Below are 16,712 nucleotides of genomic sequence, written 5' to 3'. Positions count from 1 at the left end.
TTGTGCTATACATTATGAAACAGACACAAGAAATAAAAAGTTTTTTTTATAGTCAATATTTTGCGGATGGACTGCGAATTACCATCGGATGCATTGTACCTGTCCTCATCTTTGCTACCATAGGCCAGTTTACCAATGGAACGATTGTATCCCTGGGCGCCCTTTTAGTTGGGCTATCCGATACCCCCGGAGCGCCAAGCCATAGACGCAAAGGTATGTTTGCCGGGGCCATACTGACTACCTTGACTTTTATACTGACTAATATTGTCAATCAAAATGTATATCTCCTTGCCATTTTTATCGGAATCGCCTGCTTTATCTTTGCGATGTTTGCCGTATTTAATGGCCGGGCAGCCAATGTAGGTTTGATGTGTATATTAATGATGCTGATCCATGTGCAGATACACTATCCCTTCGAGCAGGCAATTAATTACCTCGGATTCTACACCCTTGGCGGGCTTTGGTATATCGCAATCAGTCTCTCCATCACACAGGTACGCCCTTATAGGCTAGCTGAGCAAGAACTCGCAGAAACTATTCGTTATGTAGCTGATTATATTCGGCTGAAAGCTAATTTTTACGATGCTAAAATCGATAATGATAAAAACTACCTGAAACTGATTGACAAACAGGTTGAAGTAAATCAACATCAGGAAAACGTTAGAGACTTGCTGTTTCAGAGCAAAAGATCCATTAAAGACACCACAAAAGTAGGACGTTATCTCACCTTGATCTTTAATGATATTGTGGATCTATTTGAGCAAAGTATGGCCGCGCATTATGATTACAATACAATTAGCGAACGTTTCGGCCCCACGGGTATCCTAGAGGACTTCAAGAACGTTATTTTAAAATACACGAATGAGCTCGACAATTTGGCCTACCAGCTCAACACGAATATTCAGCCCAAACCCCTATATGATTTCGATGCAGACCTCACACGTCTTCATGCTAAAATTGATCAGCTCGACAAAGAAAATCAATACAGTACCTTTGCCCTGCGTAAAGTACTGATCAATTTACGTGATCTGGTCCGTCGTATAAAAAATATCTACGGCTATGCTCACCTGCAACCCGACGACATCAAAAAGAAAGAAATTGATGACGCTAAACGTTTCGTCCAAAGTTCAGCCATCGACCTGAAGAAATTCCGTGAAAACCTGACCTTAAAATCGACGATCTTTAGACATGCCTGCCGCATGGCAATCGTGATGTCGGTCACCTACTACGTTTTTGAGACAACCAACATCACCAACAATGTCTACTGGATACTATTGACGATTATGGTCATCCTCAAACCGGGCTTTGGCCTTACGAAAGAGCGTAACATACAACGCCTGATCGGAACGACCATCGGTGGACTGATCGGAGCCGTCATCCTATTGACGATACATGATCCAACCATACTATTCGTGCTGCTGGTATTTTTCTTCCTGACAGCATACAGTTTATTTAGAGTCAATTATGTAGTTGCAGTGCTATTTATGACCCCCTATGTGTTGATCATGCTTAGTTTCGTAAGCTCCAACACCCTTGAGGTCACTAAAGAACGTATTTTAGACACCTTTATTGGTGGCATGATTGCCTTCCTGTCCAGTTATATTATCTTTCCAAATTGGGAGAGCATGCAAGTGAAAGAATCCATGCGCAAACTTTTGATTGCCAATTACAATTACATCTTTCAGGCATTAAAGGAAATTGCAGGCCAGGCTCCATCGATTACAGATTACAAATTAGCCAGAAAAGCCGTGTATGTCGAAACCGCAAATATGGGATCCACTTTTCAACGTATGTTGACTGAACCCAAAAAAAGGCAGAAATACAGCAAAGAAGTCAATAAGTTTGTTATATTCAATCATATTCTGGCCTCATTTTCTGTCACGCTGATGAATCATCTGGATGAAATGGACAATAACTACCTTAACAAAGACCATGTTCGGACCATACGGAAAATATTAAATAGCTTGGATCAATCTATTCAATTGCTTTATTCATCAGACTCCAGTACTGTGTTTTCGCCCATGGAAATCGAAATATCGAACCATCGCTTTGACAATAGTGACATCAATTCTGCCGACGGAAAGCTATTGGAAGAGCAGTTGGAGTTCCTGTATAAGATTGCCCAGGACTTAAATAAGATTGTTCAGGATCTCCATGACAAAAGCGCTGCCGAACAAGCAGCAGAATTATCTAAGCTGGCAAGCTAATTTATCCCAAAAATTCACGAAATTTACATTATGAGTGAACATATAAAAGCTTCTTATGACATTATCATCGTTGGAGGAGGCCCCATCGGTCTCGCCTGTGCCCTGGAAGCGAAACAGGCCAATCTCAATTACCTTATTCTCGAAAAAGGATGTTTAGTCAATTCGCTCTATAACTATCCCCAAAATATGACCTTTTTTTCTTCTTCTGAGCGGCTGGAAATCGGAGATATTCCCTTTGTAACCACCAATCCAAAACCCCGAAGAACAGAAGCCCTGGAATATTACAGACGTATCCAACAAAAATTTGAACTGGACACCCACCTGTTTGAAGAAGTATTGGATATTACAAAAAAAGAGGCTACTTATTTTAACGTCGAAACGAATAAACGCAATTACACCACAAAAAAGGTCATCATTGCTACGGGGTTCTATGACATTCCTATGCTACTCAATATCCCAGGGGAAGAACTTGGCAAAGTACGACACTATTACAATGATCCGCATTATTACAGTGGACAGAAGGTAATTGTTGTAGGAGCAAGCAATTCATCCATAGACGCCGCCCTTGAAACATTTCGAAAAGGTGCTCAGGTAACATTGGTTATTCGGAGCAATGAAATCAGTCCAAGAGTCAAGTATTGGGTAAAGCCGGATATCGAAAATAGAATTGCAGCGGGAGAAATTGATGTACTTTACAATAGTGAATTAACATCGGTTACCGAAACAAGTGCCACTATTCAAACGCCGACAGGCCCCCTTGAGATCGAAAATGATTTTGTTCTTGCGCTGACCGGATATCGGCCAAATTTTGACTTTCTACGCAAAATAGGAGTTGACATTCCAACACAGGCCCCATGTATCCCCTATCATAACGAGCAGACGATGGAAACAAATATAAGGGGCCTATACTTAGCGGGGGTCGTATGTGGTGGATTAAATACCCACCTTTGGTTTATTGAAAATTCACGTATCCACGCTAGGCAGATCATCGAACATATACAAAAAATACCGATTTAACGCTGTTGATACCGTAAACCATTTAAGAAGATTTTCATCATTTTCTTCTGTAAACTGAGGATATGATCAAATTCTTCTTTCGTGGGGAAGAGCATATTTTTCATGTCTTTCAAGATCCCCATACGCATACCAAATAACGAATACAATAGAATACGGGCTGTCTCATTCAGATCATCTACTTGAATCTCTTGGGCGTCTATTCCAATCTTAAGAATTTTTTCAATGATTTCAACTTCACGCAGATAAGATTCTTTGAACACTTGCTCCAATTCATCCGGAAGTTCTTTAACCATCTTCATGGTATATTCAAACAAATTGTAATATTGATTGATTGCCTTGACACGCATATCAATAGAGTACATCATGATTTCTTCAAAGTTGCCACCTTTATCGATAACAGCTTCGATATCTTCAATCATCTTATCAATAACATACTCAAAAACAGCAGAATACAGACTATTCTTGTCGGGAAAATAATAATAAAGCAGCGCCTTTGAAAAATTAAGATCTTTAGCTATCTCCGACATTGTCGTTTTAGCCATTCCAAAGTGTGCAAAGCGCCTTGTTGCAGCTTCTAGAATTTTGATCCTTTTTACATCTGCATTACCCATTAAACTTATATTTTTTATCGTTAAATAAACGGTTTATACTATCTTTACCGATTATCATGCTAAAGATAGCGGATTTTTTTGAATTTCTGAAAACTAAAGTCAATATGAAATTAAACATTCAATCGAATATCTCTTTGAAACCTTTCAATACATTTGGAATAGAAGAAAAGACAAATTTCTTAATCGATGTGAATGATAATGAAACATTGACCGAAATTTTTAAACAAGGACTTTTCAACGAAAACTTTTTTGTTCTCGGCGCGGGAAGCAATGTTTTATTCACCAAACCGTTTGAAGGATACATTATCCGAATGGCCAGCAAAGGTATACAGTCAAAAATTGAATCGGATCATGTATATGTCACCGCGAAAGCCGGGGAAATTTGGAACGACTTTGTTTGGCATTGTATCAGGCACAATTATGCGGGCATAGAGAACATGGCTCTTATTCCAGGGACCGTAGGTGCATCCCCTGTACAAAATATCGGTGCTTATGGTGCTGAATTAATGTATGTTTTTCATGCCTGCGAAGCTTTTGACACCAAACTGGGCACATTTAAAACCTTCAAAAAGGAAGACTGTAATTTTTCTTATCGTGACAGTATTTTTAAAACTGAGCACAAAGGTCGCTTTATTATCACGGAGGTGACTTATAAACTCAGCCTTACACCTAAAATAAATACAAGCTACGGTGCCATTGAAGCTGAACTCGTAAAAGAAAATATAACACAACCCTCCATCGCCGATATCGCAACCGTAGTATCAAAAATTCGTGTGGAGAAACTACCGGATCCGAGTACAGTTGGCAACGCCGGAAGCTTTTTTAAAAACCCTGTGATCTCAGCAGACAACTTTGAAAGGCTATTGGCACTTTATCCAACAATTCCACATTATCCCATGCCAGACCAACAAACAAAACTGGCCGCTGGATGGTTAATAGAACAGTGTGGCTGGAAAGGTAAAGAATATGGACAAGCTGGTGTCTGGAAAAATCAGGCGCTTGTACTAATAAATAGACAACATGCTAGCGGTCAGGAAATTTACAACCTTTCTGTCCAAATTATTAAAGATGTACAAAATAAATTTGGTATCACGCTCGAGCGCGAAGTTAATTTATTATAAAGAATCAAAAAAAATATTTGTACAGCTTTGAAACTTAAAAGAACAATAATACAGCGTCTATTTCATCTCAACATCAACCAAAGCCACTCTTATTTACTTAAGGTTAATATACACATACGATTGCATGCCTTAAAATAATCTTAAAATTACATTAAGAAATCCATTTTTAAGGATTTTGGCGCATTATTTGCCTCATACTTAACGAACCGCATTTTATAAACTTACTGTTTCCTAAAAAGAACAGTTATAATTCATTAAGCTATGACAAAGAATGAATTTGACAGCATGGTTATTGAGCAATCGGACTCACTAAAACTCTACGCCAGAAATTTTACCAGCGACTATGAAGATGCAAATGATCTTGTACAGGACACCATCCTCAAAGCTGTAACCTATTTCAAAAATTTTAAAGAAGGCACTAACCTAAAAGGTTGGCTCTATACCATCATGAAAAATACGTTTATAAATAATTATAGACGGATTGTAAAAACAAACTCCTTTATCACAAAAGATGAAGATATTTCCAATTCAAATCTATTAATATCCGCTTCAAGTAACCAGGGAGAAAGTAAGTTTGTCATGGAGGATATTCACGAAGCCTTAGCTAATCTTTCAGAAGAATACTACATCCCCTTTTCCCTCTATTTCGAAGGATTTAAATACCATGAGATATCAGAACATTTAAACATTCCTATCGGGACTGTAAAGACAAGAATACATGTGGCTAGAAAATTGATGAAACGGTCACTATCTGCTTATAAAGTCGCCTAGTTTTTTCTATCTTCGCCTTCTTACAGATTGTGATGGAAAAAGAAGGATTACCCGAATATAGCAAGAGTCAGCTTGCGTTACGAAATGGTCAGGATAAGCCTCAGATCTGGGTCGCTTACAAAGGCTATATCTATGATGTCAGTGACAGTAGACTTTGGAAAAACGGCATGCACTATGAACACTGGGCAGGCCAGGATCTAACTGAGGAGCTTAAAGACGCTCCTCATTCAGATAGTGTATTTCCAAGATTTCAGATAATCGGAATCCTAAAGACTTAATAAAAATCTATAAATTAAATTGGGAAAGGGCTACAAAAGCGTTCAGGCGCTTCTGTATATCCTCTTCTGTAAGATCCACGAGACGATCTGTACCGAACTTTTCTACGCAAAAAGAAGCCAGTGCAGATCCGAAAATCAAGGCATTCTTCATATTGGTAAAATTGATACTCTTTACCTTGGCTAAATAACCAATGAAACCGCCGGCAAATGAATCTCCTGCTCCCGTAGGATCAAATACATCTGCCAGAGGAAGTGCTGGAGCCGAAAAAATCTGATTCTCGCCAAAAAGCAAAGCGCCATGCTCGCCCTTTTTTATGATCAAATATTTTGGTCCCATCCCCAAAATAGCCTTCGCTGCTTTGACCAATGAATATTCACCTGATAATTGTCTGGCTTCAGCATCATTGATCGTCAAAACATCAACCTCCGCAAGCACTTTCTTTAAATCATCCAAAGCAACATTCATCCAATAATTCATCGTGTCCAGTACAACGAGTTTTGGTTTCCTTTTCAGGCGGGCCAAGGTCGTTAACTGTACTTGTGGAGTTAGATTGCCTAACAAAAGATATTCGCAATCTTGATAACTATCAGGAATAATTGGATCGAAATCCGCTAATACATTTAAGTCCGTTGCTAGCGTATCCCGGCTATTCATGTCATTATGGTATCTTCCAGACCAGGAAAATGTTTGTCCACCCGGTATAATCTGAACACCTGATACATCGATGCCATGATCTTTTATCAGGGCAAGATTGCGGCTTCCAAAATCTTCTCCAACAACACTGACCAATTTGATTTGATCACATAAATAGGATGCCGCTATACTCGCAAACGTACCGGCACCACCTAGAATTTTGTCAGTTTTACCGAACGGTGTTTCAATTGTATCAAAAGCCACCGTACCAATAATTACTAAACTCATAGTTTTTTAATAAGCATGGTAAACAAAAAAACCGGCATAAAGCCGGTTTCAATATTGCTCCTGAAGCTGGGCTCGAACCAGCGACCCTCTGATTAACAGTCAGATGCTCTAACCTGCTGAGCTATTCAGGAATTTTTATTTTTATGAGAAACTCCTTCCTCATCGAATGCACAAAAATAGCACATTTTTATATTATTCGCAAATAATTTTATCATTTGCCTATCGCTCCTGAAGCTGGGCTCGAACCAGCGACCCTCTGATTAACAGTCAGATGCTCTAACCGGCTGAGCTATTCAGGAATGAAAAATTGAATACTTTAAAAACTCCGGTTATGTAAGTTTCTAATTGCTCCTGAAGCTGGGCTCGAACCAGCGACCCTCTGATTAACAGTCAGATGCTCTAACCTGCTGAGCTATTCAGGAGTATTTTTCAATTTTTCCGGAAACTCTATCGCGTTTCCGTGATGCAAGTATCGGAAGATTATTAGAATACTACAAATTTTTTGAACACATTTTTTACAACTTCCTAAAATCCAACTAGAATAATTTATTTTTCTTTTGTCGAATCATGGGCAAAAACCTTCTTTAAGCAATTCAAACAGCATAATCCAACTTTTACCGCCACACAAAAAGACACATTTACCGATTGCTCTCAACGAATCAATTCAAACGAACCTTATAGCAACACCCCTTTGAGAATAAGTGTCGCCACCGTAAAATAAATGAGAAGTCCTGTAACATCAACTAGCGTAGACACAAATGGTGCCGATGAGCTCGCTGGATCCGCTCCCAATCTTTTCATCACAAAGGGTAGCATGGACCCCATAAGCGAACCCCACAGAACAACACCGATCAAGGATAATGAAATTACTAAAGCGACCAATACCCAATATTCACCATAGCTATGTGCAAAAGACTGCCAGGCCATAATCCTTAAAAAGCCCAATGCTCCTAAAATAAGCCCAAGCAGCAGACCAGACAATATCTCTCTCCGCATGACACGCCACCAATCCGACAGAGTCACCTCACCCAATGCCATCGCTTGTATGATCAATGTCGAAGCCTGTGAACCACTATTGCCGCCACTGGAAATGATAACCGGCATTAAAGCGAACAACATGATGGCACTAGCCATCTGCTCTTCAAAATGCTCAATAACCGTCGCGGTCAACAACTGCCCTAGAAATAAAACTATCAACCAGCCAGCTCGTTTTTTCACGAGGTTTTTAATTGAAACATCTAAATAAGGTTCATCCAATGCCTCGGTTCCCCCAATACGCTGCATATCCTCGGTATACTCTTCATTGGCTACCCACAAGATATCATCTACCGTAATGATCCCAAGCATCACCCCCTGCCCATCCACAACCGGAAGCGCAACCCTATTGTTCATCCGGAAAATATTAATTGCTTCCTCTTGCGGATCATAAGCATTCAGGGAAATCAAACGGTAATCAATGAGGTCACCTACGATCGTATCGGGCTCCGCCATCAAAACATCTTTAATACGAATATCATCGATCAGTTTACCATTTGAATCTATGACATAAAGCACATCTATGGTCTCAGAATCTTTCCCATATCGACGGATATGTCCCAATATTCTTTCGATACTCCAGTGCGCTTTTACCGTAATATAATCTGGAGTCATCAAGCGTCCGACACTATCTTCTGGATACCCCAATAACGCCAGTGCTTCTACCCGATCTTTGGGCGGCAATAGTAATATTAAGTGCTTAATATCATCCTTCATTTCGGAGAAAAAAGAGGTCCGATCATCAGGAGGTAATTCATTAATTAATGCACTTATTTTACCCTTAGAAAGTTTTTTAAAAATTCGATTTTGAGTAGGAAAATCCAGGATACGAAAAACGTTTACTGCACGATTCAAATTTAAGGATTCGATAAAGAGTGGACCATGTTCAGGGAGTTCATCGATCAGTTCCTCTACCTCAGAAATATTCAATTCATTTAGAAATTCCTCCAGCCCAACAAAGTCTTCTTTTGCTATCAATTGTTCTATTTGACTTACCTGCATTTCCAGTTCTTCCATATCTTCCTTTCGATTTTAAAATCCTACATCGGTACAAATTATATGTTACAAAAATCGCTTTTTTAAAGTAAATTCTGAATAAAAAAATAAATAATAAAAAGATATCAAAACCGCAGTGAATTTTCACTTTTGATAATGTACCTAAAAAGTGAACCTTCTCAAGGTAATGACATTTTGTCACTACCAAATACATTAAAAAACAACCCCAAAATTCGAACAAAAAGATGGTGGGTCAATCCCTCATTAAAATCGTCCTTCAGGCTTTCATCTTTATAAAACCGACCACAAAATTTGAAGCAACCCAAAAGTCGCAAACTCCAAAAACCGCAGCTTGGTCAGGTCGCATCTATAAAATTCATATCAGTAAAAAATATTTAGATATTTTCCCGCAGACGCTATCTTATGGATGAATATTTAAGTATATTCGTCACATCGTTCTTTCCAGTTGAAAAACGAATTTTCACGACGAAAGCAGCCAACTAAAGTCAAACAAAAATAATAAATAAACAACAAAATCTGCAAATAAAACAACAACATAACTATATATAAATCAATATATTTTACAAATTAATATAAACTTAAGATTTATATAAAATCGAAATATTTAGCTAAAAAAAATAGCAACCCATAAATCAGCCTTATATATGAGATATAAAAATATAATTTCCAACACTTTAATAGCATTCATATTAACACTATCTTCAAAAAAAACTTTCGCACAGTTTTTTGAAGACAGCCAAGCCCCTTTAAGTCAGAAATGGTTCAAAATTGAAACCCCAAATTTTAAACTCATTTTTCCAGAAGAGATGAAAGGCAAAGCCCCTACCCTAGCAAATCAGGTACTCAACTCCTTGCACACAACAAGTAGAAATTACAAAATAACACCTCGAAAAATTCCTTTTATTATCCACAACACGAACCTACAAACAAATGGCTTTGTGCAATTATCTCCTCGAAAATCCGAACTATATAGTACCGCCGGAGCTGAGCCCGACAACCAAACTTGGCTACCTAACCTGATCCTCCACGAGTCTAGACATGTTAGCCAATTTGACAAATTGACAGGAAAATTAAACGCCCCTTTTTTTGAACAACTCGCCTTAGCTTATTATGGGCTCACTGTCCCTTCTTGGTTTTTTGAAGGTGACGCCACGCTAACTGAAACCATTTATTCTCATGGTGGAAGGGGGCGATTGCCTTCTTTTGAAATGCCGATCAAAGCTAACTTCCAATCTAAACACAACTACAGTTTCAACAAATACTTACTCGGATCATTTAAGGATATTGTTCCCAGTTACTATACGATTGGCTATCTCATGACATCAACACTGAAGTCTGAACTACCATCAAATTACGAAGCAGATTTATTTTCAGACCTCAACAAGCGTCCGCTCTACCCGTATAATATCAACCGTGTATTGAAGAAAAAAATAGGGGGAAACAGCAGTTACTTATTTAACAAGACGATCGCAAAATTGGACACGTTATGGAAGATAAAAACAGCGGATTATTCAGCCCAAAATTATGCTGAAATTACTGGTCGAAATGACCGTTATTATAACAACAATCTATTACCAAAATCAAGTGGTCATTTGATTTACTTTATTAAGCAAAATCCAGAAAAAACAAATGCAATATATGCTTATGACAAAGATAAGAAATCGGAATCTCAACTTGTAAAAACAGGCATCCAGCTGACCCCGCATTTCGATATTAATAACACATATATCGTATGGGACGAACTCCGAAAAGACCCCCGTTATAACAAGAGAACATACAATGTCATCAACTTAATGAACCGGAAAACGGGAGAAATTAAAACACTTACCAAACAATCCCGGTATTACTCACCCGTATTTAGCCCCGTAGAGGAGTCCATCGCCTGCATCGAAGTAGATTTATCCAACACAAGCTATCTTACGCTCATAAGCCTTAAAAACGGCGCTGTAATCAAGCGTATAAAAACACCGGGATCGGAGCAGCTTCAGCATCCTGCATTTAACGCTGCGGGCGATAAAATCATTGCGATCCGCCTGTCAGAAATTGGAACGGCACTCTGTGAGATTGATCTAAAAAATGATAAAATCACAAACCTGACTCCTTGGGGCAACCAACAATACGAACGACCTCAATACCTTCCGGGTATGAACATTCTAGTCAAAGCAAACTTTAATGGTATTGATAACATCTACAAGATAGATCGACAATCAGGCGCTAAACAACTCTTGACCAAAGCGCCATTTGGTGCCTTTAATCCCTTTTATGACAAGGACACCAAACGATTATTTTTTAACAACTACCAGTATAACGGCTATAAAATCAGTCAGACAAGCATAGACACCGTCTTTGAAATCAAACCAGAAACCGATTATTTTTCTCATTATTATGCTGCAGCCGTACAAAAGGATAGTATATTCAATATGGCCACCATTGCATCGGATACTACTCAAAAATACATCATCACACCTTACAAAGGACTCGGCCGAACATTCAACTTCCACAGTCTTTCGCTAAGCAGCAGTAATTTTGAAAGTTTCGATAATTTCAAACCGGGTATTTTTTGGCTTTCAAATAACATTTTAAACACCACCCAAATTGCACTTGGTTATGAATACGACACAGACATCCGAAAGGGTATCTATTCAGCCGAGCTAACGTATAATAAATATTTCCCAAAATTCACACTACGTTATGAAAATAGGGGTCAGATCGCAGCAGCAACGATCCCCAACAAACCAGACAGCAGTATTAGATTTGACTGGAGAGAACATTACGTTTCTTCACAGATTTCCGTTCCATTGTCTTTTTATAGACTTGATTACAATTATTCAACAGGATTCAATTTTGCCACAGCCTATTTGAAACGCTACAATCTAAGTCGCAATGACCTTAAAAACTTTAATTACGAGACCGCATTTCCATTGACTTACCAACTTTATTTCAACCGAAACGCGCGCATGGCAACGATGGATCAATATCCGAGATGGGGGCAGAATTTTAGTGTAACCTATAGGCACACCCCTTTTGAGAACAAGGCCAAAGGTGAAATTCTATCAGCACGAGCAGTATTCTATCTCCCCGGATTAATGACTAACCATGGATTTCAGATCCGCTTAAGTGCACAGGCGGGAACAGGTATCTATGAATACATCAACGACATTCCCCTAGTCAGCGGATTTAGTTATTATAAATATGAGACAGTGAAAAATACCTTACTGATCAACTATAGATTTCCTATTGCTTATCCTGATTTTGGGGTAGGATCAATAGCCTACGTAAAACGTATCAAAGGTGGTGTATTTGCAGATTATCAGAACATCCATAAACACAAAGAAGCAGCACCTAAGAGCTTCGGAGGATACCTTTCCTTTGATTTCAATGCTTTTAGATATCCGCTGCCCGACTTTGAGTTTGTCGTGAAAGGAACTTACATCAATGACAATACAGCAACACAGCGCATCGTACCAACGGTAAGTTTAAATTACACCTATTAAGAATGAACAGCCCAATTAAAATTAGCCGCCAAAGCATAGTGATCTGACAAAGGCAAGCCCCTGACATTCGTAAATAGGTTGTTTTCGATATTATAATCACGGGCGTTCAAACTCAGATGGCTATTGCTGCGATAGAGAATCTTGTCTATTGATTCACTCTGATTACCGATTGACAGCATATGAGGCGGTTTAAATGCATGCTTCGCTTCTGGCACAAGTCCTCCGTTCTGTAGTTCAACCCAACTGTCCACCAATGTGGTTGACTCCATAAAATCGTGCAGGTTATCATCACCGAAACTATAATGTGCATTAAAGTCCCCCATGACAATCAGCGCGTTTTCACTAGAATTCTCGCCTATGTAATCACGTAACTGATTAAGATTATCCCTTCTCGCACTGGAAGCCCGTCTACTGTTCTGCGCGTTCGCATGTACATTGTAGACATCTAGCCATATTCCCGCAACGATCTCCACTTTGACCAAGGTAAAACCTTTCGGGGTCAGAAAATCGGCTCCGGTACGTTTTTTCCAAGGGACTCGCACAACATCCGACATCGGGAAACGGGACAAGGTATTGAGACCGTCTCCAAAAGGTACACGCCCCTTAGGCTTGGTACGGTAAGGGTGTTGATTCCCGCCCCAATAGAGACTATTGTTATAATTGAAATCCTCCTGAACATTCACAATATCAAAAGGATTAATCTTTTTGCCTATTTCAGCAATACTCCTACTCCTGCCTGTAATCGCAGAAGAAATAAACCCCGGCAATCCCGCTACATTATAAGTCAACACCGAAAAAAAACCCGAACTATCTTTATCTTTTTTGTGATTAGCATCCATCAATAAAACCTATATAATCATGTCATGATAAATTTAAGAAATACAGTAAATACTCGCCACTGCCATACAGATATTTAACAGATAATTGATTTAAATCTGACATTAGCGAGAAAATATAGCTCATTCTAATCCAAAGCTGTCTTTTTCAAACCATTGGTGCCTAATACTAAAGTATGCTCCTCCACAGATACAAGTTTTAATACATGTATAAGAAACATTTTGCAATAAAAAAGGGATAACACAACATTATCCCTTTTCCATACTATTTTTTTTAAAAGCTATTAATCTTCCAGTGCTTTAACACCGGGAAGAACCTTTCCTTCCATATATTCCAGCAATGCGCCACCACCCGTACTCACGTAACTGACATCTTCGGTCATACCAAATTTACTTACGGCAGCAGCTGAGTCTCCACCTCCTATTAAAGAAAATGCACCATTTTTCGTCGCCTCGACAACTGCATCGGCCACAGCTTTCGTACCTTTTGCAAAAGTATCAAACTCAAAAACTCCCATAGGACCATTCCAAAGAACTGTTTTTGAATCTTTGATAATAGACGCAAAATTCGCTGCCGAATCCTGACCAATATCTAAGCCCTGAAGATCTGCAGGAATCTGATCATTTGGACCATCATATACATTTGCATCATTAGAAAATGCATCAGCTATTTGCGCATCTGTAGGAATAACCAAATTTACTCCTTTTTCTTTCGCTTTCTTTACCAATTCATTTGCTAGGTCAAGCTTGTCCATCTCCACCAATGACTTACCGATTTCGCCACCTCTTGCTTTGATAAACGTATATGCCATACCTCCACCGATCAGTAAGTTGTCCACTTTATCCAATAATGCCTCAATCAGCTGGATTTTATCAGAAACTTTCGCTCCACCCATAATCGCTGTAAACGGTCTAACCGGATTATTCAACACCTTCTCCGCATTACCTACTTCAGCAGCCATCAAATAACCGCTATATTTAGCTGAAGGGAAAAACTGTGCGATAATCGCCGTTGAAGCATGTGCTCTATGCGCCGTTCCAAAAGCATCATTCACATATACATCACCTAACTTTGAAAGCTTTTCGGCAAATCCTACATCACCTTTTTCTTCTTCTTTATAAAAACGCAGGTTTTCAAGTAATAAAACTTGTCCAGCTTGCAATGCCGAAGCTTTTTCTACAGCTTCATTTCCAATACAATCATTGGCAAATTGAACCTCTGTACCTAACACCTTAGAAAGGTGAGCAACAATATGTTTTAATGAATACTTATCAGTAGGACCATCTTTTGGCCTTCCTAAATGGGACATCAATATCACACTTCCGCCGTCATTCAAAATTTTCTTTATTGTCGGAGCAGCTCCCTGAATACGATTATCATCCGTAATATTGAAATTCTCATCCAAAGGAACGTTGAAATCTACGCGAACCAAGGCTTTTTTACCTGCAAAATTTAAATCGTCTACTGTTTTCATTATGTAACTTTAATGTGTTTTAGGATCTGTCGTTTGCCAAACGAACAGTTAAATATAGAAAAAAGGCATTTATTTTCATCAAATAAATGCCTTTTTATCGGATTAAATTATCATTAATGGATTTCAACGGCATAAGGTAGCCTAGCCTGCACCCCGCTCTGTGCTGTCGCCTGCCGCATCACATCAAAATAACGATAGTATTCGCCCATTTGCTCCTTCGCTACCCAAGCCTGAACCTTTTCCTTTGAATTGTTCAATATCGAAGTGAAAGGATCCTCCTTTGCAGGATATTGAGCAACTTTATACTTGTTTAGCTTCGCTTTTTTAGCAGCTGCCTGAATAGCGACATCAAGATTACCCAAACGATCCACCAATTTATTGCTTAAGCCCTGTGTACCCGTCCATACACGGCCCTGTCCAATACTATCCACATTCGCCAACGGCATGTTTCTGCCTTCAGACACAACTTTTGTAAAAGTAGCGTATACTTTATCAACCTCGCGTTGAATAATATCTCTTTCCTCAGCTGTCAAAGGCCGATCAAAAGTAGTCATCAAATCCGCAAATTTTCCTGTTTTCACACCATCATAGTGTACGCCAATTTTATTGTTCATCAAATTCTGAAAATTCGGTATTACACCAAACACACCGATTGACCCCGTAATAGTGGTTGGCTCTGCAAATATAGAGTCTGCAGCAGCTGAAATATAATAACCTCCTGAAGCGGCAACATCACCCATTGAAACAATGACAGGTTTAACCTTTTTAGTCAAAATTACCTCACGCCATATAATATCCGAGGCAAGGGCTGAGCCTCCGGGAGAATTCACACGCAACACAACAGCCTTGACAGCATCATCCTCTCTCAACTTCCTTAATTCCCTTGAAAATTTATCTCCTCCTATCTCTCCCGGGCGTGTCCCTTCCCCGTCCACAATCTCTCCGACTGCGTAAAGAACCGCCACCTCAGAGCCACTCGCATCTTCTTTTATCTTTTTATTATAATCTAATAAGGAAACAAACGATATTTCGTCCTTATCACCTATCTTCAATCGCTTTCTTAAGTCAGTGAGTAATTCATCCTTATAAATCTTGGCATCAGCAAGCTTATACCGTACCGCATCATCCGCATTTCTGACCAGATAATCATTGGCTATACCACGTAATGAATCAGCAGGAATGTTCCGGCTTGCCGAAATTTCACTGATAAAAGTTTCATAGATACTTCCCAGATAGGAAGTAACCTGCAAACGATTTGGATCACTCATTTTATTTAAGAAATAAGGCTCTACAGCACTCTTAAATGTCCCCACTTTTACAATCTGCATCTCTACCCCTACCTTATCCAATAGATCTTTATAAAACATGGTCGAACTCGCAAGTCCCCTAAAATCGATGGTTCCTTGTGGATTGACATACACTTTATCAGCAATACTCGCCACATAATATGCTTTTTGATTGTAACCGGCATTGTAAGCAACGATAAATTTCCCTGTTTTCTTAAAAGCAAGTAATTCATCGCGCACCTCTTTTAAACTAGCAAAGCCAGTACCGATGCTCCCAGCATCCATATAAATCCCCTTGATATTGCCATCCGTGGCCGCATATCTTATTCTCCCCAGAATATCATCCAGCCCGATACTCTTTGTAGAATAACCCGGAAGATTCAAACTTCCAAAGGGATTATTATCGTTCCGCTCATTGATGTCATAATCAAAAGATAGAAATAATACCGAATTGCTTTTGACAACGACCTCCTGATCGGAGGAAGCCGAACTGATGAGGGCACCAATAATCCCCATAAAAACAATAAACAGGATCACAAAAGATATTACAATCCCCGTAATCGTAGCCAATACATACTTAAAAAATGATCTCATATTTAATAATTAATCCCGATTTATACAGTCCTGAAAATGGAATGATTT

12 protein-coding genes and 3 tRNA genes are annotated in these 16,712 nt (G+C 39.1%); 6 read left to right on the top strand and 9 right to left on the bottom strand.

What is annotated here, in order from left to right:
• Positions 1-14 precede the first annotated feature (14 nt).
• Both HMAT_RS00180 and HMAT_RS00175 read left to right on the top strand, forming a co-directional pair.
• Positions 15-2,207 carry an FUSC family membrane protein gene (locus tag HMAT_RS00180; RefSeq protein WP_233789067.1) on the top strand — a complete coding sequence of 731 codons (2,193 nt, stop codon included), beginning with the start codon at positions 15-17 and terminating at the stop codon, positions 2,205-2,207.
• 30 nt (positions 2,208-2,237) lie between these two features.
• Positions 2,238-3,224 (top strand): YpdA family putative bacillithiol disulfide reductase, encoded by a 987-nt coding sequence (locus tag HMAT_RS00175; RefSeq protein WP_104380819.1) that lies wholly within the window; start codon positions 2,238-2,240, stop codon positions 3,222-3,224.
• Here HMAT_RS00175 and HMAT_RS00170 read toward each other — a convergent pair.
• Positions 3,221-3,835 (bottom strand): TetR/AcrR family transcriptional regulator, encoded by a 615-nt coding sequence (locus tag HMAT_RS00170; protein WP_104380818.1) that lies wholly within the window; start codon positions 3,833-3,835, stop codon positions 3,221-3,223. The genes HMAT_RS00175 and HMAT_RS00170 overlap by 4 nt on opposite strands.
• 104 nt (positions 3,836-3,939) lie before the next feature.
• On the opposite strand from HMAT_RS00170, the gene murB reads away from it, so the two are divergent.
• From murB to HMAT_RS00155, 3 genes are all read left to right on the top strand, one after another.
• Complete coding sequence (murB, locus tag HMAT_RS00165) at positions 3,940-4,956, top strand: UDP-N-acetylmuramate dehydrogenase (protein ID WP_104383225.1); 1,017 nt, start codon at positions 3,940-3,942, stop codon at positions 4,954-4,956.
• 261 nt (positions 4,957-5,217) lie between these two features.
• Complete coding sequence (locus tag HMAT_RS00160) at positions 5,218-5,727, top strand: RNA polymerase sigma factor (protein WP_077432474.1); 510 nt, start codon at positions 5,218-5,220, stop codon at positions 5,725-5,727.
• A gap of 32 nt (positions 5,728-5,759) precedes the next feature.
• Entirely contained in the window at positions 5,760-6,005 is a 246-nt protein-coding gene (locus HMAT_RS00155; protein WP_199768502.1) for a cytochrome b5 domain-containing protein, read from the top strand.
• Positions 6,006-6,012: 7 nt separating this feature from the next.
• On the opposite strand, the gene HMAT_RS00150 is transcribed toward HMAT_RS00155, so the two are convergent.
• The 5 genes from HMAT_RS00150 to mgtE all read right to left on the bottom strand — a co-directional run bounded on the left by HMAT_RS00150 (position 6,013) and on the right by mgtE (position 8,979).
• On the bottom strand, positions 6,013-6,927 hold the full coding sequence (locus HMAT_RS00150; protein WP_104380816.1) for a PfkB family carbohydrate kinase: 915 nt from the start codon (positions 6,925-6,927) through the stop codon (positions 6,013-6,015).
• Between the two features lie 57 nt (positions 6,928-6,984).
• A tRNA-Asn gene (locus HMAT_RS00145) sits at positions 6,985-7,058 on the bottom strand.
• Positions 7,059-7,152: 94 nt separating this feature from the next.
• A tRNA-Asn gene (locus HMAT_RS00140) sits at positions 7,153-7,226 on the bottom strand.
• A gap of 49 nt (positions 7,227-7,275) precedes the next feature.
• Positions 7,276-7,349, bottom strand: a tRNA-Asn gene (locus HMAT_RS00135).
• A gap of 253 nt (positions 7,350-7,602) precedes the next feature.
• On the bottom strand, positions 7,603-8,979 hold the full coding sequence (mgtE, locus tag HMAT_RS00130) for a magnesium transporter (protein ID WP_104380815.1): 1,377 nt from the start codon (positions 8,977-8,979) through the stop codon (positions 7,603-7,605).
• Between the two features lie 806 nt (positions 8,980-9,785).
• Here mgtE and HMAT_RS00120 point away from each other — a divergent pair.
• A complete protein-coding gene (locus tag HMAT_RS00120) occupies positions 9,786-12,473 on the top strand; it encodes a hypothetical protein (RefSeq protein ID WP_233789066.1) in 2,688 nt (895 codons plus the stop codon).
• Here HMAT_RS00120 and HMAT_RS00115 read toward each other — a convergent pair.
• The 3 genes from HMAT_RS00115 to sppA all read right to left on the bottom strand — a co-directional run bounded on the left by HMAT_RS00115 (position 12,470) and on the right by sppA (position 16,664).
• Complete coding sequence (locus HMAT_RS00115; protein ID WP_104380813.1) at positions 12,470-13,312, bottom strand: endonuclease/exonuclease/phosphatase family protein; 843 nt, start codon at positions 13,310-13,312, stop codon at positions 12,470-12,472. The two genes, HMAT_RS00120 and HMAT_RS00115, sit on opposite strands and share 4 nt — an antisense overlap.
• Positions 13,313-13,593: 281 nt before the next feature.
• The gene (pgk, locus tag HMAT_RS00110) at positions 13,594-14,784 is read right to left on the bottom strand and encodes a phosphoglycerate kinase (RefSeq protein ID WP_104380812.1); all 1,191 of its coding nucleotides are present in this window, start codon (positions 14,782-14,784) and stop codon (positions 13,594-13,596) included.
• A 113-nt stretch (positions 14,785-14,897) separates the two neighbouring features.
• Positions 14,898-16,664, bottom strand: a complete 1,767-nt coding sequence (gene sppA / locus HMAT_RS00105) for a signal peptide peptidase SppA (protein WP_104380811.1) — start codon at positions 16,662-16,664, stop codon at positions 14,898-14,900.
• Positions 16,665-16,712 lie beyond the last annotated feature (48 nt).

The organism is Sphingobacterium sp. HMA12 (assembly GCF_002933815.1).
In the GTDB taxonomy this organism is placed as follows: domain Bacteria; phylum Bacteroidota; class Bacteroidia; order Sphingobacteriales; family Sphingobacteriaceae; genus Sphingobacterium.
The sequence above is the reverse complement of the archived record's forward strand: the minus strand, read 5'-3'. Positions and strand labels throughout refer to the sequence as shown.

What these genes read in the sequence shown, in the direction of transcription:
- HMAT_RS00175 (WP_104380819.1), top strand. Translation starts at nt 2,238, where the DNA reads ATGAGTGAACATATAAAAGCTTCTTATGACATTATCATCGTTGGAGGA.
- pgk (WP_104380812.1), bottom strand. Translation starts at nt 14,784, where the DNA reads ATGAAAACAGTAGACGATTTAAATTTTGCAGGTAAAAAAGCCTTGGTT.
- HMAT_RS00170 (WP_104380818.1), bottom strand. Translation starts at nt 3,835, where the DNA reads ATGGGTAATGCAGATGTAAAAAGGATCAAAATTCTAGAAGCTGCAACA.
- sppA (WP_104380811.1), bottom strand. Translation starts at nt 16,664, where the DNA reads ATGAGATCATTTTTTAAGTATGTATTGGCTACGATTACGGGGATTGTA.
- murB (WP_104383225.1), top strand. Translation starts at nt 3,940, where the DNA reads ATGAAATTAAACATTCAATCGAATATCTCTTTGAAACCTTTCAATACA.
- HMAT_RS00160 (WP_077432474.1), top strand. Translation starts at nt 5,218, where the DNA reads ATGACAAAGAATGAATTTGACAGCATGGTTATTGAGCAATCGGACTCA.
- HMAT_RS00120 (WP_233789066.1), top strand. Translation starts at nt 9,786, where the DNA reads ATGAAAGGCAAAGCCCCTACCCTAGCAAATCAGGTACTCAACTCCTTG.
- HMAT_RS00155 (WP_199768502.1), top strand. Translation starts at nt 5,760, where the DNA reads ATGGAAAAAGAAGGATTACCCGAATATAGCAAGAGTCAGCTTGCGTTA.
- HMAT_RS00150 (WP_104380816.1), bottom strand. Translation starts at nt 6,927, where the DNA reads ATGAGTTTAGTAATTATTGGTACGGTGGCTTTTGATACAATTGAAACA.
- HMAT_RS00180 (WP_233789067.1), top strand. Translation starts at nt 15, where the DNA reads ATGAAACAGACACAAGAAATAAAAAGTTTTTTTTATAGTCAATATTTT.
- HMAT_RS00115 (WP_104380813.1), bottom strand. Translation starts at nt 13,312, where the DNA reads ATGGATGCTAATCACAAAAAAGATAAAGATAGTTCGGGTTTTTTTTCG.
- mgtE (WP_104380815.1), bottom strand. Translation starts at nt 8,979, where the DNA reads ATGGAAGAACTGGAAATGCAGGTAAGTCAAATAGAACAATTGATAGCA.